This is a genomic window from Prauserella rugosa, from assembly GCF_000719975.1.
Classification (GTDB): Bacteria; Actinomycetota; Actinomycetes; order Mycobacteriales; family Pseudonocardiaceae; genus Prauserella; species Prauserella rugosa.
In genome coordinates this window covers 129,225-154,218 of record NZ_JOIJ01000006.1, presented here as the reverse complement: position 1 = coordinate 154,218, position 24,994 = coordinate 129,225, and the positions used below count along the sequence as shown (strand labels likewise).

At 69.5% G+C, this 24,994-nt stretch carries 24 protein-coding genes; 10 read left to right on the top strand and 14 right to left on the bottom strand.

Translation table 11 applies throughout. The annotated features are described in order from the left end of the window. The first annotated feature begins 20 nt into the window (after positions 1-20). From IF64_RS0110835 to IF64_RS0110815, 5 genes are all read left to right on the top strand, one after another. The gene (locus IF64_RS0110835) at positions 21-920 is read left to right on the top strand and encodes a 5-oxoprolinase subunit B family protein (RefSeq protein WP_030531930.1); all 900 of its coding nucleotides are present in this window, start codon (positions 21-23) and stop codon (positions 918-920) included. Continuing rightward, positions 917-1,894, top strand: coding sequence for a 5-oxoprolinase subunit C family protein (locus IF64_RS0110830; protein WP_030531929.1), 978 nt, complete (start codon positions 917-919; stop codon positions 1,892-1,894). Before IF64_RS0110835 ends, IF64_RS0110830 begins: the two co-directional genes overlap by 4 nt. A gap of 16 nt (positions 1,895-1,910) precedes the next feature. Then, the gene (locus tag IF64_RS0110825) at positions 1,911-2,150 is read left to right on the top strand and encodes an acetyl-CoA carboxylase (protein ID WP_030531928.1); all 240 of its coding nucleotides are present in this window, start codon (positions 1,911-1,913) and stop codon (positions 2,148-2,150) included. Continuing rightward, positions 2,147-3,490 carry an acetyl-CoA carboxylase biotin carboxylase subunit gene (locus tag IF64_RS0110820; RefSeq protein ID WP_030531927.1) on the top strand — a complete coding sequence of 448 codons (1,344 nt, stop codon included), beginning with the start codon at positions 2,147-2,149 and terminating at the stop codon, positions 3,488-3,490. Before IF64_RS0110825 ends, IF64_RS0110820 begins: the two co-directional genes overlap by 4 nt. A gap of 97 nt (positions 3,491-3,587) precedes the next feature. Beyond that, entirely contained in the window at positions 3,588-5,951 is a 2,364-nt protein-coding gene (locus IF64_RS0110815) for a xanthine dehydrogenase family protein molybdopterin-binding subunit (RefSeq protein WP_030531926.1), read from the top strand. A 39-nt stretch (positions 5,952-5,990) separates the two neighbouring features. On the opposite strand, the gene IF64_RS0110810 is transcribed toward IF64_RS0110815, so the two are convergent. Further along, entirely contained in the window at positions 5,991-6,608 is a 618-nt protein-coding gene (locus tag IF64_RS0110810; protein ID WP_030531925.1) for a TetR/AcrR family transcriptional regulator, read from the bottom strand. Between the two features lie 37 nt (positions 6,609-6,645). Between IF64_RS0110810 and IF64_RS0110805 the strand changes: the two genes are divergently transcribed. Then, positions 6,646-7,200 carry a GNAT family N-acetyltransferase gene (locus tag IF64_RS0110805; RefSeq protein WP_030531924.1) on the top strand — a complete coding sequence of 185 codons (555 nt, stop codon included), beginning with the start codon at positions 6,646-6,648 and terminating at the stop codon, positions 7,198-7,200. An 84-nt stretch (positions 7,201-7,284) separates the two neighbouring features. Here the strand turns inward: IF64_RS0110805 and eutH are convergent, their stop codons facing one another. After that, complete coding sequence (gene eutH / locus IF64_RS0110800) at positions 7,285-8,511, bottom strand: ethanolamine utilization protein EutH (protein ID WP_030531923.1); 1,227 nt, start codon at positions 8,509-8,511, stop codon at positions 7,285-7,287. A gap of 30 nt (positions 8,512-8,541) precedes the next feature. After that, entirely contained in the window at positions 8,542-9,804 is a 1,263-nt protein-coding gene (locus IF64_RS0110795) for a D-arabinono-1,4-lactone oxidase (RefSeq protein WP_051757722.1), read from the bottom strand. 310 nt (positions 9,805-10,114) lie between these two features. Here IF64_RS0110795 and IF64_RS0110790 point away from each other — a divergent pair, with 310 nt between their 5' ends. Further along, positions 10,115-10,879 carry a FadR/GntR family transcriptional regulator gene (locus tag IF64_RS0110790; RefSeq protein WP_169741939.1) on the top strand — a complete coding sequence of 255 codons (765 nt, stop codon included), beginning with the start codon at positions 10,115-10,117 and terminating at the stop codon, positions 10,877-10,879. 34 nt (positions 10,880-10,913) lie between these two features. Then, positions 10,914-11,627, top strand: a complete 714-nt coding sequence (locus IF64_RS26020) for a cache domain-containing protein (protein ID WP_048807819.1) — start codon at positions 10,914-10,916, stop codon at positions 11,625-11,627. A gap of 27 nt (positions 11,628-11,654) precedes the next feature. On the opposite strand, the gene IF64_RS0110780 is transcribed toward IF64_RS26020, so the two are convergent. The 5 genes from IF64_RS0110780 to IF64_RS0110760 all read right to left on the bottom strand — a co-directional run bounded on the left by IF64_RS0110780 (position 11,655) and on the right by IF64_RS0110760 (position 16,523). Further along, the gene (locus IF64_RS0110780; RefSeq protein WP_030531919.1) at positions 11,655-12,866 is read right to left on the bottom strand and encodes a cytochrome P450; all 1,212 of its coding nucleotides are present in this window, start codon (positions 12,864-12,866) and stop codon (positions 11,655-11,657) included. Between the two features lie 207 nt (positions 12,867-13,073). Then, positions 13,074-13,679 carry a response regulator transcription factor gene (locus IF64_RS0110775; protein ID WP_030531918.1) on the bottom strand — a complete coding sequence of 202 codons (606 nt, stop codon included), beginning with the start codon at positions 13,677-13,679 and terminating at the stop codon, positions 13,074-13,076. Continuing rightward, positions 13,676-14,740 (bottom strand): sensor histidine kinase, encoded by a 1,065-nt coding sequence (locus IF64_RS0110770; RefSeq protein WP_051757719.1) that lies wholly within the window; start codon positions 14,738-14,740, stop codon positions 13,676-13,678. The genes IF64_RS0110775 and IF64_RS0110770 overlap by 4 nt, the downstream gene beginning before the upstream one ends. Before the next feature lie 35 nt (positions 14,741-14,775). Next, the gene (locus IF64_RS0110765; RefSeq protein ID WP_030531916.1) at positions 14,776-15,588 is read right to left on the bottom strand and encodes an ABC transporter permease; all 813 of its coding nucleotides are present in this window, start codon (positions 15,586-15,588) and stop codon (positions 14,776-14,778) included. Continuing rightward, positions 15,585-16,523, bottom strand: a complete 939-nt coding sequence (locus IF64_RS0110760; protein WP_051757716.1) for an ABC transporter ATP-binding protein — start codon at positions 16,521-16,523, stop codon at positions 15,585-15,587. Before IF64_RS0110760 ends, IF64_RS0110765 begins: the two co-directional genes overlap by 4 nt. A gap of 139 nt (positions 16,524-16,662) precedes the next feature. Between IF64_RS0110760 and IF64_RS0110755 the strand changes: the two genes are divergently transcribed. Beyond that, positions 16,663-17,580, top strand: a complete 918-nt coding sequence (locus IF64_RS0110755; protein WP_246134689.1) for a M15 family metallopeptidase — start codon at positions 16,663-16,665, stop codon at positions 17,578-17,580. An 87-nt stretch (positions 17,581-17,667) separates the two neighbouring features. Here IF64_RS0110755 and IF64_RS0110750 read toward each other — a convergent pair whose 3' ends face one another. Beyond that, complete coding sequence (locus IF64_RS0110750; RefSeq protein WP_169741938.1) at positions 17,668-19,329, bottom strand: amidase; 1,662 nt, start codon at positions 19,327-19,329, stop codon at positions 17,668-17,670. A 229-nt stretch (positions 19,330-19,558) separates the two neighbouring features. On the opposite strand from IF64_RS0110750, the gene IF64_RS0110745 reads away from it, so the two are divergent. After that, the gene (locus tag IF64_RS0110745) at positions 19,559-20,179 is read left to right on the top strand and encodes an IMPACT family protein (RefSeq protein ID WP_030531912.1); all 621 of its coding nucleotides are present in this window, start codon (positions 19,559-19,561) and stop codon (positions 20,177-20,179) included. 20 nt (positions 20,180-20,199) lie between these two features. Here IF64_RS0110745 and IF64_RS0110740 read toward each other — a convergent pair whose 3' ends face one another. The 5 genes from IF64_RS0110740 to IF64_RS0110720 are packed head-to-tail and all read right to left on the bottom strand — an operon-like array spanning position 20,200 to position 24,970. After that, positions 20,200-20,907 carry an ABC transporter ATP-binding protein gene (locus tag IF64_RS0110740; RefSeq protein ID WP_030531911.1) on the bottom strand — a complete coding sequence of 236 codons (708 nt, stop codon included), beginning with the start codon at positions 20,905-20,907 and terminating at the stop codon, positions 20,200-20,202. After that, positions 20,901-21,794: an ABC transporter ATP-binding protein gene (locus IF64_RS0110735; RefSeq protein WP_084705783.1), complete on the bottom strand. Its 894-nt coding sequence runs from the start codon at positions 21,792-21,794 to the stop codon at positions 20,901-20,903. Before IF64_RS0110735 ends, IF64_RS0110740 begins: the two co-directional genes overlap by 7 nt. Then, entirely contained in the window at positions 21,791-22,852 is a 1,062-nt protein-coding gene (locus tag IF64_RS0110730) for a branched-chain amino acid ABC transporter permease (protein ID WP_051757713.1), read from the bottom strand. Before IF64_RS0110730 ends, IF64_RS0110735 begins: the two co-directional genes overlap by 4 nt. Then, a complete protein-coding gene (locus tag IF64_RS0110725) occupies positions 22,849-23,715 on the bottom strand; it encodes a branched-chain amino acid ABC transporter permease (RefSeq protein ID WP_030531908.1) in 867 nt (288 codons plus the stop codon). Before IF64_RS0110725 ends, IF64_RS0110730 begins: the two co-directional genes overlap by 4 nt. Positions 23,716-23,764: 49 nt before the next feature. Further along, a complete protein-coding gene (locus IF64_RS0110720; protein WP_030531907.1) occupies positions 23,765-24,970 on the bottom strand; it encodes an ABC transporter substrate-binding protein in 1,206 nt (401 codons plus the stop codon). Positions 24,971-24,994 lie beyond the last annotated feature (24 nt).

Genomic DNA, 24,994 nt, shown 5'->3' with positions numbered 1-24,994 from the left:
CGACACAGGGAGGCGTGGTGATGACCGAGAAGATCCAGCTGCCGCCCGCACGCTACGAGTACGGCGGGGACGAGTTCGTCTTCGTCGAGTTGGACCAGGCGATGAGCCTGGAGGCGAACTTCGCCGGCATGGCCGTGACCAACGCGCTGCGCGAGGAGGCCATCGACGGGATCGTCGACATCTGCCCGTCCAACGCGTCCTACATGGTCCAGGTGGACCCCGACCGGCTCGACCCGAGGGAGCTGGTCGAACGGTTGCGCCGGCTCGAGACGACGGTCGGCGCGCTGCCCGACGACTACGTGCTGAAGACCCGCGTGGTCGACGTGCCGATCCTGTTCAACGACCCGTGGACCCACGAAACGCTCATGCGGTTCCGCGACCGGCACCAGGACCCGGACGCCACCGACCTGGAGTACGCGGCACGCATCAACGGCTTCGACAGCGTCCAGGGTGTCGTCGACGCGATGACCGAGGCGCCGTGGATCGTCACGATGCTCGGGTTCGTGCCGGGCCTGCCGTTCTGCTACCAGCTGGTTCCGCGCGAGAGGCAGATCCAGGTGCCCAAGTACGTGCGCCCGCGGACCGACACCCCCGAGCGCACGTTCGGTTTCGGTGGCGCGTTCGCGGTGGTCTACCCGGTGCGCGGCGCAGGCGGATACCAGATGTTCGGGATGGCGCCGGCCCCGGTGTTCGACCTGTCGCAGAGCCTGCCCGACTTCGCCGACGACATCTGCTTCCCCAGGGCCAACGACGTGCTGAGGTACCGGGCGATCGACATGGCCGAGTTCGAGGCCACCCGCGCCGAGGTCGAGGCGGGCACGTTCCGGTACCGCATCCGCGAGGTCGAGTTCGAGCCCGCGGCGCTGCTGGCCGACCCCGACGCGGTCAACCGTGAGCTGCTGGAGGTGCTGTACCGATGAGCCAGCTGCGCGTGCGAGCCGGTGGTCTGTACACGACGGTGCAGGACTCGGGCAGGTTCGGCTATTACCACATGGGCATGCCTCCCTCCGGTGCGATGGACGCGTACTCGGCGATCGCGGCCAACCTGCTGGTGGGCAATCCGGACGGCGCCGGGGTGCTCGAAGGTACGTACGTGGGCCCGACCCTCGAGTTCACCGACGAGCGGGTGGTGGCGGTGACGGGCGCGGACGTTCCCGTGACGGTGAACGACGAGCCGGTCGAACCGTGGACCGCCGTGCGTGTCCGGGCCGGTGACGTGCTGGGCTTCGCCATGATCCGTGCGGGCTGCCGGGTCTACGTCGCCGTCAGCGGCGGGATCGACGTTCCGGTGTATCTGGGCTCGCGGTCGACCTACACGTTGACCGGGATCGGTGGTCACCACGGACGCAAACTCGCCGACGACGAGACGCTCCCACTGGGCTCGGCCGCGAGCGCGGTGCGGCAGGGGGCCGCGGTACCGCAGGACCTGCGGCCCGAGCTGGACGGCGCGGCCGAGCTGCGCACGGTCGTCGGCCTGTGCTCCTACCGGCTCACCGAGGACGCGCTTGCCTCGTTCCTCGGCACCGACTGGAAGGTGACCAAGGACGCCGACCGGGTCGGCTACCGCCTGCGGGGCGGCACGCTCGACTTCACCGAGCGCGAGCAGCCGTTCGGTGCGGGCAGCGATCCGGCCAACGTCGTCGACCTGGGATATCCCGTCGGCTCGATTCAGGTGCCGGGCGGTGACGAACCGATCGTCCTGCTCAACGACGCCGTCACGGGCGGCGGTTACGCCACGATCGGGACCGTGATCTCGGTCGACCGCGACCGAATCGCGCAGACGAAGACCGGCGACGTGGTGCGGTTCAACTCGGTGGATCTGGACACGGCGCTGGCGGCGAGAACGGACCGGCGCGAGCGGATCGAACGGATCCGCCGCGCGATCGCAGGGTAGGAGGCAGGAGCGAAACATGGCGACGATCAAGGCTCAGATGCCGGGCGTGTTCTACCGAAGGCCCGCCCCGGAAAAGCCGGTCTACGTCGAGGACGGCGAGTCGATCAGCGCGGGCCAGACCATCGCCCTCATCGAGGTGATGAAGACGTTCAACGAGGTGAAGGCCGACACACCGGGCACCGTCGCCGAGTTCCTCGTCGAGGACGGCGACGAGGTCGACGTGGGCCAGGACATCGTGCGGCTGGGTGAGACATGAGGCGTGTGCTCGTGGCCAACCGCGGCGAGATCGCGGTGCGCATCATCCGCGCCGCACACGCCGCGGGACTGGAGACGGTGGCCGTCTACTCCGACGCCGACGAGCACGGCCGGTGGGTTCAGCTGGCCGACACCGCCGTGCACATCGGCAAGTCCGCCGCGGCCAAGTCCTATCTGAACTCGGCGGCGCTGGTGGAGGCCGCACGATCGACCGGTGCCGATGCGGTGCATCCCGGCTACGGGTTCCTGTCCGAACGCGCCGGTGCGGCCAAGGAATTCGCCGACGCGGGGCTGACGTTCGTCGGGCCTGCGGTGTCCACGATCGAGACGATGGGCGACAAGGCCGCCGCGCGCGAGGCCGCGCGGCGGGCGGGCGTGCCGGTGGTGCCGGGCAGCGGACCGGTGGGCGACGTCGACGAGGCGCTCGCGGCCGCCGATGACGTCGGCTATCCCGTACTGCTCAAGGCCGCGGCGGGAGGCGGAGGCCGCGGCATCCGGCCGGTGGCCTCGGCCGCCGAGTTGGCGGAGGCGCTGCCCGCGGCGCAGGCCGAGGCACGAGCAGCCTTCAGCGACGACACGGTGTACCTGGAGTGGGCGATCGACGGCGCACGCCACATCGAGGTGCAGATTCTGGCCGACACGGCCGGCACCGTGGTGCACACGTTCGAACGGGACTGCTCGGTGCAGCGGCGCCGCCAGAAACTCATCGAGGAGGCGCCGGCCCCCGGACTGCCGGCGCGGACGCGGGCGGACATCAACGACGCGGCCGTGAGACTCGCGCGCCAGGTGGGATATCTCGGTGCGGGAACCGTGGAGTTCCTGCTGACACCGTCGGGCGAGTTCTTCTTCATCGAGATGAACACCAGGATCCAGGTGGAACACCCGATCAGCGAGGCGATCACGGGCGTGGACCTGGTGAGCGAGCAGTTGCGGATCGCCGCGGGCGAGCCGATCTCGTTCGGCCAGGACGAGGTGGGCATCCGCGGCGCCGCCGTCGAGTTGCGGATCAACGCCGAGGACCCCGACAACCGGTTCCAGCCGACCCCGGGCACGCTGACCCGCCTGGACCTGCCCGGTGGCCCGGGCGTGCGCGTCGACACCGGGTTCGTGGCGGGCGATCGCATCAGCCCGTTCTACGACTCGATGATCGCCAAGGTCATCTGCTCGGGCCCCGATCGAGACACCGCTCTGGCCCGTGCCCGCCAAGCGCTCGCCGAACTCAGGGTCGAGGGAGTTCCGACGACCGTGTCGGTGCACCGCCGCCTGCTCGACGAACCCGACGTGCGCGCCGGAGCCGTGCACACCCGGTGGCTGGAGGAGCTGATGCCGGAAACGCTGTAACCGCACCGGAGTCGGTGCATCCACTGTGGATGCTCCTGTGCCGGAGGCCGGTCCCTGTCCGAACCGAGGTGTCGTCGCTGTAGCAGGAGGGTGAACCATGACCGAGACGCTCCGCCCGAGTGTGGGAACTGCGGTCCCCCGGAGGGAGGATCCCCAGCTGCTGACGGGCAAGGCGAGATGGACCGGCAACATCGCCCCTCCGGGCACCGTGCACGTCGCGGTGTTGCGCAGTCCGTTCGCGCGCGCCCGCATCAGCTCGATCGACGTCACCGAGGCCGCGCGCTGTCCCGGTGTGGTCGGGGTGTTCACCGGCGCCGATCTCGCCGACGAATGGTCGGGCATCCCGTGTGCCTGGCCGGTGACCGAGGACATCAAGATCCCCGATCACCTGCCGGTGGCCGTCGACCGGGTGCGATTCGCCGGTGAGGCGGTGGCGGTGGTGGCGGCGACCGACGCCGCGTCCGCCCAGGACGCCCTCGGTCACATCGACATCGACTACGAGCCCGACGACCCCGTGCTGGACGTGGAGGACGGTCTGGCCGGAGGGCCGCTCGTGCACGAGCAGTTCGGCACGAACGCCAGCTACACATGGTCGCTGGCGACGGGTGAGGTGGACGCGGCGTTCGCCGAGGCCGAGGTCACCGTGTCCGAGCGGTACGTGCAGCAACGCCTTCAGCCGACGCCGCTCGAACAGCGCGCCGTCGTCGTGGTGCCCGAGCCCACAGGTGAGGGCTACACCCTGTACTCCTCGACCCAGATTCCGCACATCCTGCGCAGCGTTCTGGCCGGGGTGTGTGCGGTCCCGGAACACCAGCTCCGTGTCGTCGCCCCCGACGTCGGGGGCGGGTTCGGCGGCAAACTCAACGTCTACCCCGAGGAGTGCATCGGCATCGCACTGGCGCGCCGGCTGTCGGTGCCGGTCAAGTGGACGGCGAGCCGGTCCGAGGACAGCCAGTCGATGACGCACGGGCGCGGGCAGGTCCAGTACGTGGAACTCGCCGCCCGCAAGGACGGCACGCTCCTGGGCATGCGCGTGCGTCTGCTCGCCGACATGGGCGCCTACTTGCAGCTGCTGACTCCCGGCATCCCGTTGCTGAGCGCCTTCATCTTCCCCGGCGTGTACGCGTTCGGCTCGTTCTCGATCGAGTGCACGGGCGTGTTCACGAACAAGACGCCGACGGATTCCTATCGTGGTGCGGGCAGGACCGAGGGCATCTACGGCGTCGAACGTGCGATGGACGCCCTGGCGCGCAGGCTCGACATGGACCCGGCGGAGATACGCAGGCGCAACTACCATCCGCCGTTCGACAACGGCGCCGCGACGCCTGCCGGCCTGGAGATGGACTCCGGCAACTACCCGCTCGCGCTCGACAAGGCGCTCGAACTCGCCGGTTACGAACGGCTGCGTGCCGAGCAGCGACGTCGGCGGGAGTCCGGCGATCGCGTTCAGCTCGGGATCGGACTGTGCAGCTACACCGAGAACGGTGGCCTGTCGCCGTCGAAGATGACCGCGGCGCTACGGCTCGGTGCTCCCGGATGGGAGATGGCAAGTGTGCGCATGCTGTCCACGGGCGCGGTCCAGGTGGTGACCGGGACGTCGCCCCATGGGCAGGGGCACGAGACGACCTGGGCGCAGATCGTCGCGGACCGGCTCGGCGTGCCGATGGACAGCGTCGAGGTGGTGCACGGCGACACCCGATCGGCGCCGTACGGACTGGACACCTACGGCTCGCGCAGCGCCGCCGTGGGTGGCACGGCGGTGTACCTGGCGTGCGAGAAGGTGCGTGCCAAGGCGCGCACGTTGGCCGCTCATCTGCTGGAGGCGGCCGAGCAGGACCTCGAGTTCGCCGACGGCGCGTTCTCCGTCGCGGGTGTGTCCGGCAACAGCGTCACGATCCAGGAGGTCGCCGGTGCCGCCTATCTGGCCGCGGATCTGCCGGAGGGGATGGAGCCGGGCCTGTCGGAGGAGCAGTTCTTCGACCCGCCGAACTTCACCTACCCGTTCGGCACGCACGTGTGCGTCGTCGAGGTCGACACCGAGACGGGCAAGGTCACCATCCCCGAGTACTACGGCGTCGACGACTGCGGAACCGTGATCAATCCGGCCATTGTGGACGGCCAGATGCACGGCGGTATCGCACAGGGCATCGGCCAGGCGCTGTACGAGGCAGCCGAGTACGACGACGACGGCAACCTCACGAGTGCCTCGCTCGCCGACTATCTCGTGCCCGGTGCAGCCGAGCTGCCCGATTTCACGCTCGACCACACGGTCACGCCGTCACCGACGAACCCGCTCGGAGCGAAGGGGGCAGGGGAGTCCGGTTCGATCGCCTCGACGCCCGCGGTGGTCAACGCAGTGCTCGATGCGCTACAGCCGCTCGGCGTCGACCACATCGACATGCCCGTCACACCGCGTCGCGTATGGGAGGCGATCACCGAAGCGGGTGCGTCCGCCCGCTGACGGCCGGGCTCCGGGTCGGCGCCGGCGGAGAGGTCGGCGTCAGCCGCGTGCGCCGAAATGCGCGGCCAGGGCGGCGATGCCTTCGCGGACAGTGCGTTCGGCGTCGGCATGACGTTGTCGCCGGTGCAGGCGAGCGTACGTCGGTGCCGACGCCGGATCCACCGGAGCGTGGTGTTCGCTGCCGGCGACGGGTGCGGTGGCGGCGCTGCCGATGGCGAAGTTCGACAGTGCGTACGCGGCACTCAGCGGAGCAGCGACCCCGCTGTCGACCAGCAGCGTGCACAGTCGTTCCGACAGGCGAAGGTAGTGCGGTCCTCGCGGCGCGCGCATCGCGATCACGTGGCACACCCAGCGGTGGCGCAGGACATGGCGGTAGTAGGAGAGCACGAGCTCCTCGATGCCGGCCTCGTCCACGGTCCGGGTCAGTTCGGGGTCACACCCGAGTGCCCGGTCGAGGGCGAGGTCGAACAGGTCGTCCACGGACTCCACGCGGGAGTACAGGCTCGGCGGGGCGACCTCGAGTCGGTTCGCGACGGCGCGCAGGGTCAGCGCCCGTAGGCCGCCGGAGTCGAGGAGGTCGACCGCCGCCTGTGCTGCCGCATCGATGTCGACCGCGCGTTCCCGCCGGACAGGTTTGCGATGGTCCCAGTAGCTCACGCGGACCATGTTATCCGACCTATGTTAGTTTTAGTGGATGCTCGACGCCGATCTGCTTCCGCTGTGCCATGAACGGGTGCGCCTTCGTCCGCTGAGCTTCGGCGATGCGGTCGCGTTCGCCGAGGGTTCCGCGGACCCGGACGTGCGGCGGTACGGACATCTGCCTGAGCCCGAGTACACACCCGAGTCGGTGCGGTCGATGATCGAGCGGGAGGTGCTGCCGGGGTTGGCGCGTGGCGACCTCGCGGTCCTTGCCGTCGCCGACATCGAGCGGGACGAGTTCCTGGGCAGCGTGGTGCTGTTCGACGTGACCGACCGGCGGGCGGAGGTCGGGTTCTGGGTGCACCCGGCGCATCGCGGATCCGGGGTGACCGCCGCCGGTCTGGCACTCGCCGCTCGCTTCGCGAGCGGCAGCGGTCTGAGCGAACTCACCGCCCGAACCATGCCGGAGAACGCGGCATCCCACCGCGTGCTCGTCGCGGCGGGGTTCGTATGCCGTGGCCGCGGCACGGACACCGCGCCGTCCGGGCGGACCGCCGAGGTGCTGTACTTCTCCCGTCCCGTCGCCGGTGATGTCGCGGGGACGCCATGAACGACCGGCCGCCCTCCCCGGTGGGAGGGCGGCCGGTGGCGCGTGACAGTTCGCGCGTGATTGCGGCAGGTCCGTCGCGTGTGGTCAGGACGCCGCCGGTGCGGTGTCCTCGTCGCGTTCCTGTGCGGCGAGGGCGCGCACGACGGGCATCGTGATGAGTGCCGCCAGACCGATCGCCAGCAGACCGCCGACGAGCTTGCCCACCAGCAGCGGGCCGATGAGGTTCGGCTGGAAGTTCGCCGTGAACGCCAGGTGGTCGCCCACCAGGAACGCGGCGCAGACGGCGAAGGCGATGCACAGCACCTTGTCCTTCGGCGGCATGTGCCGCACGAGCCGGAACAGCGCGAGCACGTTCGCCACCGCGGCGAGCAGGCCGGCCGTGCCCTCGGCACTCATGCCGACGCGCCGGCCGAGCGCACCCAGCGGCCGGGCGAGGCCCTTGCGCAGCATGTACACCATGGGGAACGCACCGGCGAGCATGATGCCGATGTTGCCCGCGACTTCCAGCGCCCGGTACTGATCCTCGGTGTCGGCGATGATCGGGTCGAAGCCCCAGCTGCCGAACACGGTGGAGAACACGCCGGTGAAGTGCTCGATGATGCTCACCGCCAGCACGAGCTTCAAGAGCGCGTCCAGGATCCGGCCGAACCAGATGAACAGGCGGATCATCACGTTGGGTACGAACCACAGCGCCGCGGCGAGGGCGAGGACGAACACGGTCAGCGGCAACAGGTTCAGCAGGATCGCACCCGTGTCCAATCCGGACAGTGCCGTGTCGGACGCGCTGGTTCCGGAGACCTCGCCGCGCACCGTCGTCGACGTCGCGACCAACAGCGTCGTCGTGATGAGCACGCCGATCGGGATCGCCAGCACACCGGACATGATGCCCAGCGCCATGTAACGGTGGTCGCGTCTGTCCACCATGGCCATGCCGACCGGCACGGTGAAGATGATCGTGGCCCCGGCCATGTAGCCCACCACGGCGGCCATGATCCAGCCGCCGGTCGTGGCGGCGGTCTCGTGGGCCAACTGGTAGCCGCCCATGTCGACGGCGATCAGACTGGTGGCGGCGATGGCCGGATCCGCGCCGATCGCGTCGAACAGCGGACCGGCCGCCGATTCGACGAGTGCCGACAGATACGGGATGGCGGCCATGATCCCGGCGACGGGAATGAAGATCGCACCGATCGAGTGCAGACCCTCCTTGAACTCCTTACCGAGGCCGTTCTCGTCGTCGCGGATCGAGGCGATCGCTCCGATCAGGACGAACGCCATCATGATGTAGATGATCAGGTTCCCGAAGGACTCCACGCGCCCTCCTCCTTTCCGGTGGGGGACGGCTCAGCGAAGGAGCGGGCGCAGGTGGTCGTTGAGGAACACACCGTCCGGATCGAACTCCCGGCGCACGGCCAGGAACGTGTCGAACTCGGGGAACAGCTCGGGCAGCCGGTCCCGCGTCATGAAGTGGATCTTCCCCCAGTGCGGGCGGGCCTGGTACGGCTGCAGTCGCTGGTCGACGGCGCGCAGGAACGGCCAGTAGTCCGTGCCGGGCGCGCCGGACACGGAGATCACCATCGTGTCGCGCCGGTAGTTCGGCGACAGGTACGCGTCGTCGGCGGCGGTCCAGCGGACCTCGATCGGATAGAACTGGTCGGGGAACTCGTCGAGCATGAGCCTGCGGATCGTGTTCAGCGCCTCGAGTCCGTGCTCGGCGGCGACCATGTACTCCATCTCGTGGAACGGCTCGTCGTAGCCGCCAGGGTAGACACGGTAGGCACGGTCGGTGCGGTTGCCGACGTCGTCGGAGACCAGTCCGTCCGGCTCGGTGACCTCGACCTCGTCGTAGATCTTGACGTAGCAGTGGTTGTGCATCGGTTGATCGGGAGGTGCCGGCAACTGGTACAGATCGACGGAGTGGTCGGCAGGGCACCAGAAGAACGAGAAGTGCCGGTGGTCGGCGATCAGCGCATCCCAGTTCGCCTCGATCTCCTCCCACGGCCGATAGCTGATCTCCTCCTTGATGTAGTACGCGGGGGAGACGGCGAGCTCGACCTCGAGCATCACCCCCAGCGAACCGATCGCCACCTGCGCCGCGCGCAGCTCGCGCATCCGGTCCTCGCCGATCTCGACGACCTCGCCGTGGCCGTTGACCAGGCGCACGCGGCGCATCGCGGCGGACATGTTGGGCAGTTCGATGCCCGAACCGTGCGTCGCGGTGGAGAGTGCGCCTGCGATGACCTGCTTGTCGATGTCGCCCTGATTGGACAGTGACAGTCCGGCGTTCCACAACGGCTCACCGAGCTTGCCGACGGTGGTGCCCGACAACGCCGTCGCGCGCAGGCGCTGCGGATCGGTCGTCGTCACGCCACTGAGCTGGGTCAGATCGAGCATGAGCCCACCGGTCGGCACGATCGGCGTGAACGAATGCCCCGTGCCGGCGACCCGCACGTTCATGCCCTGCCGGATCGCATAGCGGACGGCGTCGACGACCTCGTCCTCGTCGCGCGGCCGGGCGTAGATCGCCGCGGTGGCGGTGTGGTTTCCCGCCCAGTTGGTCCAGACCCGGTCGTAGCTCGTCGGCGCGGAAAGTGGCGGTTCGGTCACGTCAATGCTCCGATCTCGTGCGGGCGGATCTGCGGTCTCCTGTCGGCCGCGGGCGTGCCCCGCCGTGGGCGGTGCGACATCGCACGGCTGACGGCCGGTCCGGGTCGCCCGGGCGTCGAACCCCTGTCGGCGACACCCGAGTGGATGGCGGCGCTGGAAACATAAAACACTCAAATTTAAATGACAAGGTGGTATGGAACCGGGTGCGGCAGGCGCACCGCGGCGGTGTCGTACCGTGACGGAAGGGGCCGAAGGTGCATATGCGCACGTCGCGCGGGTCGGAGCGGGCCCTCACGATCGGACCGGCCGGATGAGCAGAGAAGGGTGGGCGGTGTCGAGTTTCGCTGCGTACCTGAGACCGTCGGCCGGCGACGGTCCGGGACTGCCCCACAACGTGGCGCGCCAACTGGAGACCGCCATCGACGTCGGCTTGCTCAGCCACGGCGACCGACTTCCCCCGGAATCGGAACTGGCCGCCGAACTGGGCGTTTCCACCGGAACACTGCGCCAGGCGCTGGAGACGCTGCGCCAGCGCGGGGTCATCGAGACCCGGCGTGGACGGGGCGGTGGCAGCTTCGTCCGCGCCGTGTCGAAGCAGGCTCCGGAGGCGGTGCGCCACGAACTGCGCGAGTGGGGCGCCGATTCGTTGCGTGATCTCGGTGACGCCTGTGCCACGGTGATCGGGGGCGCGGCACGACTGGCCGCCCAGCGGGCGGCCGGAGACGACGTGGAGCGGCTGCGTTCGCTGGCCCAGCAGTTCCGTGCCGCCGACACCGCGGACGAACGGCGGCGGGCCGACAGCCGCTTCCACATCGAGATCGGGGTGATCGCCCACTCGGTGCGGTTGACGCAGTCCATCGTGCAGTTGCACGACGAGCTGGCGTCGCTGTTCTGGATGGTCGGGGGCGAGGCGGAGCATCACCCCGTCACCGAGAGCGCGCACGCCGAGCTCGTCGCCGCGATCGAGGCCGCCGACGCCGAGGCCGCGCGCGCCGCGGCGATGCAGAACGTGGAACGCCGCGTGCAGCACCTGCTCGATCTGCATCTGGACCTGGTGGTCCGGGGTGAATCATGATGACCACGCCGCGCACGCGAGAAGGAGGAGAGTCGTGACCGACGATGCTCCCGAGTCGCTGCGCCGTTCCGCCGAACGCGTCCGTGCGCGGGTCGACACGCTGCTCGCGGATCTGGATTCCACGGCGACCGAGATCGTCGGGATCCTCGCGCGCGGCGGACGGCCGCCCCGGCGCGCGGATCTGGCGCAGGTGAAGCCGCCACTGCTCGCGCTGCTCGACCGGCATCGCGGTTTCGCCCAGGGCGTGGGTCTGGCGTTCGACGAGGATCATCTGGCCGACGCGCCGCGGTGGATGGAGTGGTGGCGCAGTGACGACGGTGAACCCGCCCACTTCGTCACGCACGAACTCGACCCGCAGCACCACTACTTCTACGACTACGCGAGCAAGGAATGGTTCTCCCGGCCGCAGCGGAGTCGCCGGCCTGCGGTCACCGGGCCGTTCGTCGACTTCGCGGGCACGAACGAGCACACCGTCACCATGGCCGTTCCCGTGGCGCACCCCGACGGGTTCGTCGACGTGCTGGGTGCCGACGTCGCGGTCGAAGGCGTGGAACGCCTGCTGCTGGAGTCGGTGCGGTCGGGGCCCGCGGACACGGTCCTGCTCAACGATCACGACCGCGTGGTGGCCTCGACCAGTGCCCGCTGGTGGAGCGGGACACTGCTGCGCCGCGACGTCGACGCCCACTGGGCGGAGTCGGCCGAGGTCGGCGGCGACGTCGGCTGGCGCCTGGTCCAGGCCGACGTCTGAGACGTCCGGCCCGCCCGGGGACGCGGCTCAGGCCGGCGTGCAGTCGACCCAGAGCTCGGTCGGTGCGCGCGTGAACACCCCGGCCTCCGGCGGTGCACCGTCGGAGAACCGCACCGTCGGCATGGCGTCGAGCAGCATGCCGACGCCGATCTCGATCTCCGTCTTCGCCAGCATCGCACCGACGCAGAAGTGCCTGCCCAGGCAGAAGGCGAGATGGTCGGCCGCGGCGGAGAACGCCTTCGTGGTCGTCAGATCGTCGCGGAAGATGTCGAAGTTCTCGGGGTTCGCGTAGTGCCGGTCGTCCCGGCCCGCCGCGCCGATGAGACAGGTGACGGTGCTGCCCGCGGGCACGACACCGCCCGAGAGCTCGACATCCTCGTCGGGCTGGCGCATGATCATGTGCACCGGAGGGGAGAACCGGAGTGTCTCGGCGAACGCCGCTCCGATGAGGGTCCGGTCCGCGCGAACGGCGTCGAGCTGCTCGGGGTGTTCGAGCAGGTTCTTCATCATGCTGGTGATCGCCTTGTCCGTCGTTTCGCCGCCTGCGGTCAACAGCAGACTGCAGAAGGCCTTGATCTCCTCGTCGGTCATCCGTTCGCCGTCGATCTCGGCCGCGCACAAAGTGGACAGAAGGTCGTCGCCCGGATCGGCGCGGCGCTGCCGGATGATCGGAATCAGATACGCCGCGAACTCGTCGCGCGTACGCGCGCCCTCGGCCATCACGTCGGGATCCTGCGTGAGGTTCGACAGGAACGCCATGATCGACGTGTACCAGCGGTGGAACCGGTCGTGGTCACTCTTGGGAAGTCCGAGCATGTCGACGATGACGTTGATCGGGAACCGCGTGGCGAACGCTTCGACGAGGTCGACCGGATTCCGGCCACGCAGACGCTCGATCAGCTCGCGGCTGTTGCGCTCGATGACCGGCCGGAACTTCGTCTCCAGCTCGTTGCCCCGGAACGCCGCGGACACGAGCGCCCGGTGGGTGGCGTGCTCGCGTCCGTCCATCTGCAGGATGGTCCTGCCGTGCACGGGTTCGAGCTGCCAGTCGTAGTTCTTGCTGGTGAACACCGGGTCGCGGAACGCCTTCTCGACGTCGTCGTATCGGGAGACGATGTAGCTCTGCATCCCCTCGTGCCAGATCAACGGGTGCTGGTCCCGCATGATCCGGTAGTACGGGTAGGGATTCCGGGCGAACTCCGCCGACAGGATGTCGGGCGCGTCCTGGAGAGCGGTCATGATGCGGGATCTCCTTTGATCCGACGACTGATCCGGAACAGGCCGCGGGCGCCGAGTGAGGCCTGGGTCACACGGCGAGCAGTATTGGGTCGGCCCGCAATCTATGTCAAGGAATTGTCGCGCCCGATCGGTTCGTGTGGGTGAATCCTCGGAGGATCTGAACGTCGATGCTGAGTCAGGCTAACCATGCATATCAATACGCGGAGGTCAGATCCAGCCGCGGTCGCGGGCCGTGCGGGCCGCTGCGTATCGGTTCTCCGTCTCGGTCTTGCCGATGGCCGAGGACAGGTGGTTGCGCACGGTGCCGGGGGACAGGTGCAGCCGTCCGGCGATGGTGCGCACCGACGCGCCGTCGGCCGCGGCCCTGAGCACCTCGCGTTCCCGGTCGGTGAGCGGGTCGATGCCACCCGCCAGCGAATCGGCCGCCAGGGTTGGGTCGACCACGCGCTCGCCGCGGCTCACTCTGCGCACCATCTGGGCGAGTTGATCGGCGGGGGTGTCCTTGACGACGAACCCCGCGGCCCCGGCCTCCATGGCCCGGCGCAAATAGCCCGGCCTGCCGAACGTCGTGACGATCAGGCAGCGGCACCGCGCACCGGACGCCGTCACGGCTGCCGTCGCCTCGATGCCGTCACCGCCGGCCATCTCGATGTCGATCAGCGCGACGTCCGGGTCGTGTGCGGTGATCGCGGGCAGCACCGCGTCGCCGCGCCCCACCTCGGCGACGACCTCGAGGTCCGGCTCCAGTGACAACAGCGCGGCGAGGCCGCCGCGGACCAGGTCCTGGTCGTCGGCCAGCAGGAGACGGATCATGTGCGCTCGACCTCCACCACGGTTCCGGGACGCTCGGCGTCGGAACACCGAGGCACGATCGACAGCCGGGCACCGCTCGCCGTCGCCCGTTCGCGCAGCCCACGCAGGCCGAATCCGGTGCCCCCGGACTGCCCGTCCATCCCGACGCCGTCGTCGGAGACCACGAGCATGCCCGGACGGATCCGGACCCGGCACGTCGACGCCCCGGAGTGCCGGACGACGTTGGTCACGGCCTCGCGCAGCGCCCAGGCGAACAGCTCGGCGTCGGCGTCGTCCACGGTGTGCACGTCGAGGTCGGCGGTGATCCCCGCAGCCGCGAGCGCCTCCCTGGCCGTGTCCACCTCGCTGGCCAGCTGCGGCGTGCGCAGGCGGGCGACCGTTGAGCGAACCTGTGCGAGGGACTCGCGCGCCAGTGCGTCGATGCGGTCGATCTCCTCGCGGGCCTGCTGCGGATCCCGGTCGATGAGTCGTCCTGCCAGCTGGGCGCGGATGGACAGCACCGTCAGCGAATGCCCGAGCACGTCGTGGACGTCGCGGGCGATCGCGTCGCGCTGGGCCGCGTGCCGCAGTTCGTGCTCGGCGTCGCGTTGGCGGTGTTCGACGTCCTCGGCGAGGCGGATGACGACGATGAACAGCACGCCGATACCGGTGCCGAGGAGGGGCCAGAAGGTGTCGACGAACGGCAGCGTCCCCGCCGCGGCGGCGGTCCACACGCAGACCCCGCTGATCAGCCCGATCCGTACCGGGAGCGCGAACACCAGGATGGCCGCCAGAAAGCAGGAGAACGTGACCGCCATGTAGCCGGAAGCGGGCACGGTCACGGCGGCCAGCGCCGCCAGCGCTGCCACCCGTCCCACGGCCCAGCGCCGCGCGTGCGCACTGTCCTGCTCCGGGAGGTGCCAGAACGTCTCCAGGTACAGCACCGCGAAGCACAGCGTGGCCACCACCGCCAGCACGCGCAGTGCGACGGGGACGTCGGCGGTGACGGCAGCCGTGGTGGGAATGGCCAGGAACACGAGCCACACGCCCGCGTACAGCAGCTGGTAGATGCGCATCCCCATCCCCTCATCCTGCCCGATGCCGGGCCCGCCCGGAATCAGCGGCGCGCGGTGCGGCGACGCTGCAGCATCAGGCAGGCGACGGCGAACACGGCCGTCCATCCGCCCACGTTGGCCAGAACGGTCCACAGTGGATCGTAATCGGTGGCTCCGGAGGTGGAGACGAGATTGCCCTCGGTGAGGGGATACCGGGCGAGGGCGACGATGCCGTACATCGGGGTGAACCGGCCGATATCGAGCAGTACCCCGTCCAGGGGCATGAACGCGTTGCCGAGGAAGCTGAGGATCACCAACAGGCCGGTCGCCGTGCCGACCGCGGCGTCGGAACGGAACGTCAGGCCGACGGCCAGGCCGTAGAACGCGAAGGGCAACGCCCCGACGACCGTCAACGCGGCGGTGGCCAGCCAGGTCCCCGTGGGCATGTCGGCGACCGTGAAGACGCCCGCGACGTTGAGCACCAGCACCGGCAGCGTCGCGATGGCCACCGACACGACGGTCTTGGCCAGGACGAAGGCGCTGTGCGGCATGGCCGTCAGCGCCAGCTGCCTGCCCCAGCCCTGCTGGATCTCCAACGCGGCCGAGCCGGCCATCGAGGTCGTCGCCATCGCGGCGCCGTAGGAGGCGATGGCGATCATGGTCCACGCGCTCACGTTGCCGACGCCGACCGATTCGCCGGACCACGACATCGAGGCACCGAAGAACAGGAACAGCGCGGTGGGCAGCACGATGACGAAGAAGCTGTTGCCGACGTTGCGCAGGTTCCGCCAGAAGTCCATGGCCACGTAGCGGACGAGGTCGGGCCGGCCTGCGGACCGTGCCCGGGCCGACGGTGCGGGCGTCGCGGTGGTCATGCCGAGACCTCCTCGGGGTGGCCGGTGTGCCCGGCGGTGGGTGCGGCGGTCAGCAGGCGGAACGCTTCCTCCAGGCTCGCCGGCCGGACGGCGAGACCGTGTGCCGCGGTCTCGGTCAGCAGGTGCCGGGCGAGTGCGTCGGCGTCGTCGGTGCGGAACGTGATCCGTGCACCCTCGGCCGAGGCCTCGGCCACGTGCGGCACGCGCTCCAGCTCGCCTGCGGCCGGTGACCACGTGACCGTCACGTAGGCGGCGCCTGCGCGGGCGCGCACGTCGTCCGTCGGTCCGTCGGCGAGTACGCGGCCCTTGTCCAGCAGCACGGTTCGCCGCGCGAACTGCTCGGCCTCCTCGAGGTAGTGGGTCGCGAACACGACCGTGACGCCCAGATCGGCCTGGGCGCGCATGCGATCCCAGAACTCGTGCCGTGCGGAGACGTCCATGCCTGCGGTCGGTTCGTCGAGCACGATGATCTCGGGCCGGGGGAGCAGGGCCAGCGCGAACCGCAGGCGTTGTTGCTGCCCGCCCGAGCAGGCACCCACTCGGCGTGCGGCAAACGGGCGTACGCCCGCGATGTCGATGACCTCGTCGACGTCCGCCGGGTTCGCGTGCAGTGCGGCGATCATCCGCACGGTCTCGGCGGCCGTCAGATCGGGAAGCAGGCCGCCGGTCTGCAACAGCGCCGAGAGTCTGCCCTCGCGGACGGCGACCCGGGGACTCCGCCCGCCGACGGTGACCCGGCCCGACTCCGGCGTGGCCAGACCGAGGACGAGGTCCAGCAGCGTGGTCTTGCCTGCCCCGTTGGGGCCGAGCAGCGCGAGGACCTCGCCGCGGGCGACGTCGAGGTCGATCCCGTCGACGGCGCGGACACGTCCGCCGGCACCGTCGGGGAACGACAACCGCACGTCGCGGGCGGAGATGACGGGTTCGTGGTTCATGTCCGTCAGTCTCGGCCGCGGCGCGGCCCGGTGCGTAGCGCGGACGTCATCGACCGGCCGTGACAGATGTCAGTGTGGTGCTCACCCGGCGGACGCGCTTCGCGCTGAAGGACCTGCTCGTCGCCGTTACCGTGACGACATGGGACGCGTGTTCCGGGGACTGGCCGTGCCGGCGGCGATGATGCTCCTGGCGGCGTGCGGGGTGAGCGAGCCGCCCGCCTCGTCGCCGTCGGTGTCCCCGCGCGCGTCCGCACCCGCCTCTCCGACGTCGGACGCGCCGAGCTCGCCCCCGTCCACGCAGCCGCAGGGCCGGCAGAGCAGTCCGGACGGGCAGCGGCCGCATCCGGCCCGGAAGGTGCCGCCCGCGCCGGACGAATTTGTGCGGCTGCGCGACGTGGACGCCTCGATCATCGAGGACATGCGGTACGCGACGCCGCACAACTTCACCGGCCGTCCGGTCCCCGGCTACCACGAACCGATGTGCGTGCTGACCCGGCCGCTGGCCGAAGCGCTGCACCGCGCGCAACAGCAGCTGCGCGGCCAGGGCTACGGCCTGAAGGTCTACGACTGCTATCGGCCGCAGCGCGCGGTCGACCGGTTCGTGGCGTGGGCCTCGGACGGCGACCAGCGGATGAAACGCGAGTTCTACCCGGACGCGGACAAGTCCCGGTTGTTCGCCGACGGCTGGCTCGCCGAACGCTCGGGACACAGCCGCGGCAGCTCCGTCGACCTCACCCTGGTGCGGTTGCCGGCAGCCGCACAACGCGACTACGTGCCCGGACAGCCGCTGACCCCGTGCACGGCACCGCAGGACCGGCGCGCGTCCGACAACAGTGTCGACATGGCAACGGGATACGACTGTTTCGACAGTCTGTCCCACACCGACGATCCGCGCGTGACCGGTGCGGCCAGGCAGAATCGTGACCGGTTACGGGACGCGCTCACCTCGGTCGGCCTCGAGAACTACAGCGCCGAATGGTGGCACTACAACCTCACGCAGGAGCCGTATCCGGATCAGTACTTCGACTTCCCCGTCGACAGCGCCGCCTTCCGGTGACGCGGCGGCGCCGGTGCGGACGGTGGTCCCGGACGCGAGCGGCCGACCACCGTCCACACCGGATCCGCACGTCGCGGGCCCGCTCGGTCAGTCCTGCATGGACGGACGCTCCGGGCCCGGGGTGTGGGACAGATCCCGGTTGACGGTGCGCCCGCCGTAGGCCTCGGCGTAGTCGTAGGCGTAGCCGAGGAGCTCGGCCTCGCTCCACTTCTCGTCCACGAAGATCAGGTTGAAGGGTTTACCGCTGCGGTACGTGCCGTCGGGCACCACGACCCCCGGCAGACCCGCAATGTTGATCTCCGACACCGTGGAGGCCTCGATCTCGCCGTCGTAGATGCCCGGAATCTCCTCGAGCTGCTGCGGGAACACGAGCGCGTCGAGGTCGCGGGCCTTCATGACCCGCGCGAAGACCCGCTGGTACTGCCGTGAGGCCCGGACGAACTCCTCGTCGACCTCGGGCTCGGTGGCCAGTTTCTCCACCATCTCGTCGATGCGCTCGTCGTCGGCGAAACCGTTCTCGTCGGCCCACGCGTCGAGCTCCTCGATCGACCCGACCGGCGAGGTGTCACCCAGTCCCTGCAGGTACTCCTCGATGGCGTGGGCGTTGCCCACGCTGCCGCGGTCGTCGTAACCCCCGTCGCCGACCTCGGCGATGTCGGCGAATCCCGACCCCGCGAACGGGTCCGCCACGACGGTCGCGCCCTGTGCTTCGAGTTTCGCGACCGCACGGTCGTAGAGTGCCGCGGTCTCCGGGGACAGCTCACCGTCCTCGCCGGAACGCCAGCCCGGGCCGTAGAGGCCGATCCGCGCGCCGTCGAGTGCCCGCGGGGACAGCGCCGAGGTGTAGCCGCCGTCGGGGACGACCGCGCCGTCGGTCTTGGGATCGTCCTCGTGCTCACCCGCCATGACGTCGAGCATCAGCGCGGCATCCTCGGGGGACTTGACGAGGGGGCCGAGCACGTCGCGGGTGTTGCCCGCGAGGGGGAAGTTGCCCGTGTTCGGCACCAGCCCGAAGGTGGGTTTCACCGCGTACAGCGACTGGGCCGACGCCGGGTTCTGAATGGACCCGCCCGTCTCCTCGGCAATGCCGGCCGGTGCGAAATCGGCGGCCACCGACGTCGCCGAGCCGCTCGAGGAACCGCCCGGCGCCCACTCCTGGTTCAACGCGTTGAAGGTCGGCCCGTACGCGGAGTTGTTGGCGTTCGACCCGGATCCGGCCAGCACCGGCAGGTTCGTCTTGCCGACGATGACGGCGCCGGCCTCCCGCAGCCGGGAGACGACCGCGGAGTCCTTCTCCGGTACCAGCGCGACGCCGTCGGCGATCGGGGACGTCAACGCCCAGCCGGACGTCGTGGGCATGCCCGCGACGTCGAGCGAGTCCTTGATCACGACCGGGACGCCGTCGAGCGGTCCCACGTCCTTCTTCGCATGCGTGCGCCGCTCGTCCGAGGCCTTCGCCTCGGCCATGGCGTCGGGATTCATCTGCGTGAAGGCGTTGTAGTTGCGGTCGTAGGTCTCGATCCGCTCGAGGTAGGCCTCGAGGAGTTCGACGGCGGTGACCCGGTGGGTCCGCAGGGCGGTCAGGGTGTCGGTGAGCGTGAACGTGGTCGGGTCCTGCTTGGCGAGCAGGCCCGGCGGGGTCGGCGCGGCGACGGCCTGGGGTGCGGTGAGGGAGATCGTCGTGCAGGCGAGTACGGCGGACAGGGCGAGTCCGGCGTGGCGGACCCGCTGGGAGTGCCTTCTGAGCACGCGTGTCGCTCCATTTCCTCGGTGCTGGTGGGCCCGGCGCGTGCGGAGCACGGCCGGCCGTCGGACGTTAGAACGCCGATATTTCCGCCGGATTGCGTCGTGATCTCGGCGGCGGGTCACGCGCAGACGCGACGGCCGGCGGCGGATGTGCACGTGGGTCGCGGTGGTCGAGGCCACCACCGTGGTCTGCTCGCGCGGTCACCGTGGGACGCTCGCCTACACTCGCGGCGTGGGTGTGATCGCGCGGGACGGGGAACACGAGGTCGAGATCCAGCGTTCCCGGTTCCGCTGTGTCGTGGCGCGCGTCGAGGACCTCGACGCCGCCCGCGCGGTGATCGCCCGGGTGCGCAAGGAAGGACCGGACGCGACCCACCACTGCACAGCGCTGCGCATCGGCGACCCCGAGGACGGGGGACAGGTCGCGCGCAGCAACGACGACGGCGAACCGGCAGGCACCGCGGGGGCGCCCATGTTGGAGGTGCTGACGCGCCGCGACCTGACCGACGTCGTCGCCGTCGTGTCGCGGTGGTTCGGCGGGACGAAACTCGGCGCGGGCGGTCTCATCCGCGCCTACTCGGGTGTGCTGGCCGAGACGTTGGACGTCGTCGGCAGGCTCCGCCGTGTCCGGTACCACGAGATGATGCTGTCGGTGCCGCACGACCGCGCGGGACGTCTCGAGAACGACCTGCGCAACTCGCCGTACCTGCTGCGCGAGGTCGACTACGGCGCCGACGTCACGCTCACCGTCGCGGTCGCCGACATCGCACCCTTCGAGGACTGGCTCGCCGAACACTCCGGTGGCAACGTCGAGGCCGTCTACACCGGACCGTGCGACCTCTACCAACCCTGATCGATCGGGTGGGGTCGCGGTCACACGCCGAGGTAGGCCTCCCGCACGGTCGGGTCCCGGAGCAGGTCGGCGGCATCGCCGGACAACACCACGCGGCCCTCGGCCAGGACGAAGCCGCGGTGGGCGATGCGGAGGGCGGCTTGGGCGTTCTGCTCGGCCAGCAGCACCGCGATCCCGTTGCGGTTGATCTGGGCCACCGCCTCCAGCACCTGCTCGGTGACCAGCGGCGCCAGTCCCATGGACGGTTCGTCGAGGATCAGCAACGCCGGATCGGACATCAGTGCCCTGCCGATGGCCACCATCTGCTGCTGTCCACCGGAGAGCGTCCCGGCCGGCTGCTGGCGTTTCTCGTGCAGCATTGGGAAGAGCTCGTACACCTGCTCGAGCAGCTCCCGCAGCCGGGCGCGGTCACGCCTGCGGACGTAACCGCCGAGGACCAGGTTCTTCTCCACCGGCATCTTGGCGAACAGGTGCCTGCCCTCCGGGCAGTGCGCCAGGCCGGCCTTGACGATGCGGTCGGCGGGCAGTCCGGGTAGCCGTCTGCCGTCGAACTCGATGTCGCCCTCCCTCGGCCGCACGAGTCCGCTGATCGTGCGGAACAGCGTCGTCTTGCCCGAACCGTTCGCCCCGAGGATCACCGTGAGTTCGCCGGAGCGTGCGGTGATGTCGACCGAATGCAGCACGTCGGCGGTGTCGTATCCGGCGGACAAACCCTGCACGGTCAGCATGTGTTCCCGCCCTTCTCCGCGCCGCGACCCGCGACGTCCCGGCCGGTGGTGTTCTTGTCGGCACCGTTGTGATCGGCACTGTTGTGATCGGCACTGTTGCTGTCGGCGTTGTGGTCGGGGCCGTCGTCGTGGTGGGTGCCGAGGTAGGCCTCGATCACCTGGGGATCGGTGCGCACGGCATCCGGGGTGCCGGAGGCGATCTCCCTGCCGTGGTCGAGTACCAGGATGTGGTCGGCCAGGCTCATCACCATGGACATCCGGTGCTCCACGAGGCACACGGTGACCCCGCGGTCGACGATCCTGCGGATCAACCGGGCGAACCCTTCGGTTTCCTCCTCGGTCAACCCTGCCGCCGGTTCGTCGAGCAGGAGCAGCTGGGGCTCGGTGGCCAGTGCCAGTGCGATCGACACCCGTTTCTGCGCCTCCTGCGGGACGCGCGCGGCGAGGTCGTTGCGGTACTCGGTGAGGCCGGTGAACTCGAGGACCTCCATCGCCTTGTCCAGGTTCGTCCGTTCCTCCCTGCGGTGGCGCGGGGTGTGCAGCACCGCGTCGACGACCGTCGAGCGCGACCGCACGATGCGGCCCGAGAGCACGTTGTCCAGCACCGTCGCGTCGCCGAACAGGCTCGTGGTCTGAAAGGTCCGCGCGATGCCGTGCGCGACGATCCGATGCGGACTCATGCCCGTGATGTCCCGCCCGTCCATCCGCACCGTTCCGGAGGTCGGCCGGTAGAACCCGGCGAGCAGGTTGAACAATGTGGACTTGCCGGCACCGTTGGGGCCGATGATCGCGGTGACGTGTCCGGGATGGACGTCGAGGTCGACGTCCTGCACCGCGTGGAGTCCACCGAAGTGTTTGCCGAGTCCGCGTGCTTCCAGCAGTGTCACAGCGCCTCCCTCGTCTCGGTCGTGGAGCCTGCCGGGGTCGTCGTGGGCGGCGGGTCGAGTTCGCCGGTGGGCGGGCCGGTCGCGTCCGCACGCCCGCCGGGGGAGCGGGAGCGGCGGGCGTCGGCGAACGCGTTGAGATAGCCGACGATGCCGCGCGGAGCGAAGATCACCAGGGCGACGATGATCGGGCCCAGGACGATGAACCGGTAGGCCTCGAAGTCCTGGAAGTACTCGAACAGGAACAGCACGACGAACGTGCCCACCACCGGGCCCATCACCGTGCCCAGGCCGCCGACGAGGATGAACATGAGCATCTCGAAGGTGAGGTCGATACTCGCCGCACTCGGCCCGACGAATCCCTGCACGGCGGCGAACAGGCCGCCGCCGAGTCCGGCCAACGTGGTGGACGCGGCGAAGGCGAGTTGCTTGTTCAGCCCCACGTTGACGCCGATCGAGCGCGCGAGGTCCTCGGACGTGCGGATCGCCACCAGCGTGCGGCCGATGCCGGACCGGCGCACGGCGTAGGTCACGTACCCGGCCCCGAGCAGGAACAGCAGGACGAGGTAGTACATGACGACCGGCTCGGAGAAGTCGAGCACTCCGAAGCCCTCGGGGAATTTGACCCCGCTGACACCGGAGTGGGCGTGGGTCACCGACTCCCAACGGCTGATCACGAGGAAGATGATGAAGCCCATCGCCATCGTGAAGATGGCGAAGTACTCCTCGCGGGTGCGCAGCGCCACGATGCCGGCCACGTAGCCACCGACGGCGGTGGCGGCGACGGCCACGAGCAGCGACGGCCAGAACGTCCAACCGTAGTCGGTCGTGAGCAGTCCGACGACGTACACGCCGATGCCGAAGAATCCGCCGTGTGCCAGGGAAAGCTGACCCGTCAGGCCCAGGATGAGGTTCATGCCGTACACGGCGATGGCGTACGTCGCGCCGACGGTCAGCACCCGCAGCACGTACTCCTCGCCGCCGAGGGTGAGCGGAGCCACCAGCAGCGCGAGCGCCACCAGCAGCGTGCCCAGGAGTTTCGGGGAGAGCCTGGTCGTCATCGTTGCACCGCCCTTGCGAACAGTCCGGTCGGTCGGATGGCCAGTACGAGGACGATGACCACGAACGCGACGACCTCGCCGGCGACCGCCGAGACGTAGGTCGAGGTCATCACCTCGGTGATCGCCAGTGCGAACCCGCCGACGATGGCGCCCGGCAGCGATCCGAGACCGCCCAGGATGATGATCGCGAACACCTTCAGGCTGAGCGCGTCGCCCATCGTGGGGGAGAGCAGGTTGATCGGGGCGACGAGGCCCGCGGCGATGGTGACCAGCGCCGCGGCGAGTCCGAACGTGAGCATGGAGACCTTGCTCGGGCTGATCCCCACGAGCGAGGAGCCGGTGCGGTCCTGTTCGATCGCCTCGATCGTGCGCCCGTGCACCGACCGTTTGATGAACCACGTCAACAGACCCAGCACGAGGACCGCGGTGACGACGATGACGATCCGCTGCCACGACACCTGGGTGCCGAGGATCGTCACGCTGCCCGTGATCGGTGAGTCCATGCGGCGGAAGTCGGCGCCCCAGATCGCCTGTGCGACGGACTGGAAGAAGAACATCGCACCGACGGCGGCGATCATGTGGTGGGTGTGCGGAGCATTGCGCAGCGGGTGGAACACCAGCCGTTCGAGCGCGATGCCGATCACCGCCAGTACGACGGCGGCCATGCCGATCGCGGCCACGTAGGGAACTCCCACGGAGACGAGGAAGAAGTACGTGACGTAGGCGCCGAGCATGTAGAGCGCGCCGTGCGCGAGGTTGGGGATGCGCAGCACGCCGAAGACGAGGGTGAGCCCGATCGCGGCCAGACAGTACACGCCGCCGAGGGCCAGTCCCTCGAACAGCTGCTGAATGAACAGGGTCATGTGCCGTCCTTGATGGGTTGTCGGCAGTCGGTGGACACGGCGGCGCCGGTCACTCGTCGGGCTGGTCGATGGGCAGGTACTCGTACTCGCCCTGTGGCGTGCGGTACGCGGCCTCGAGATCCATGTTGCGCAGATGCCCGGCGTCGGTGATCTCGGTGGGGAATCCGGTGACGTGGAAGTGATCGTCGACCTCGCCGATCGCCTCGGGCAATGCCTCGCGGATGGCGCGCGAGTCCTCGATCGTGCCCGCCTGTCGCATGGCGCTGACGACGATGGCGGCGGCCTGGTAGTTCAGGGCGACCTCGCTGGTGAGCGGACGCTCCTTGGTCACCTTCTCGGCGTACAGGTCGACGAGGTCCTGGGTTCCGGGGTCGTCGTAGTCGCGTGCCGGCTTGACCCCGATGGCGTCGTTGAGGTTCTTCGGATCGGTGAACTCCTCCATCTCCTCGAACTTCGCCTGGTCCATGACGAGGAACGAGCCGTCGTAACCCTGTTTGCGCGCTTCCTCGACGATCAACGCGGTCGGCTGGGACGGTCCGCCGATGAAGATCACGTCCGGTTGGTCGGCGAGCGTGCGCGACACCGGCCCCGCGAAGTCGGACACGGTGCTGTAGTCGACGCTGTTGTCGCCGAGCACCTGGCCGCCCTTCTTGCGCCACTCCTCGGACACCAACGCCGTCCATTCCTGGCCGTACTCGCTGGAGGTGCCGAGCAGGCCCAGCTTCTGCGCGTCGCCCTCCATGAGCTTGTCGACGAACGGGGCGACGTAGCTCTGGAAACTCGGCGGAATCATCATCGTCAGCTCGTTGCCCTGGTCGACGATCTTCGGGTCGGAGCTGTAGGCGCCGAGCAGGAACTCGGTGCGGCTGGAGTTGAGTTCCTGGGCGGCCTGGATTCCGCCTGCGTGCGGGATGAACACCACCGCGGCGTCGTCCTGTTCGGCCAGCCGCTGCGCGTTGGTCGCCGCCACGTCGGGGGCGTACTGGTCGTCGAGCGACTTCAGTTCGACGCGGTACTCCTGGCCGTCGACGGTGACGCCGCGCTGGTTCAGGTCGTCGATCGCCAACCGGAGGCCGTCCTGGATGTTCTTGCCGTAGGCGGCCGCACCTCCGCTCAACGGACCGGAGTAGCCGATGACGATGGTGTCCGAATCGGACCCACCGGCGCCCCCGCAGGCCGCGGCGGCCAGGAGTACGCCGGTGCAGGCGGTGGCGGTGACGACGGTGCGGACACGCCGGGTCGGTGTCGTGGCCATGGCATTTCTCCTTTGAAATGTGGC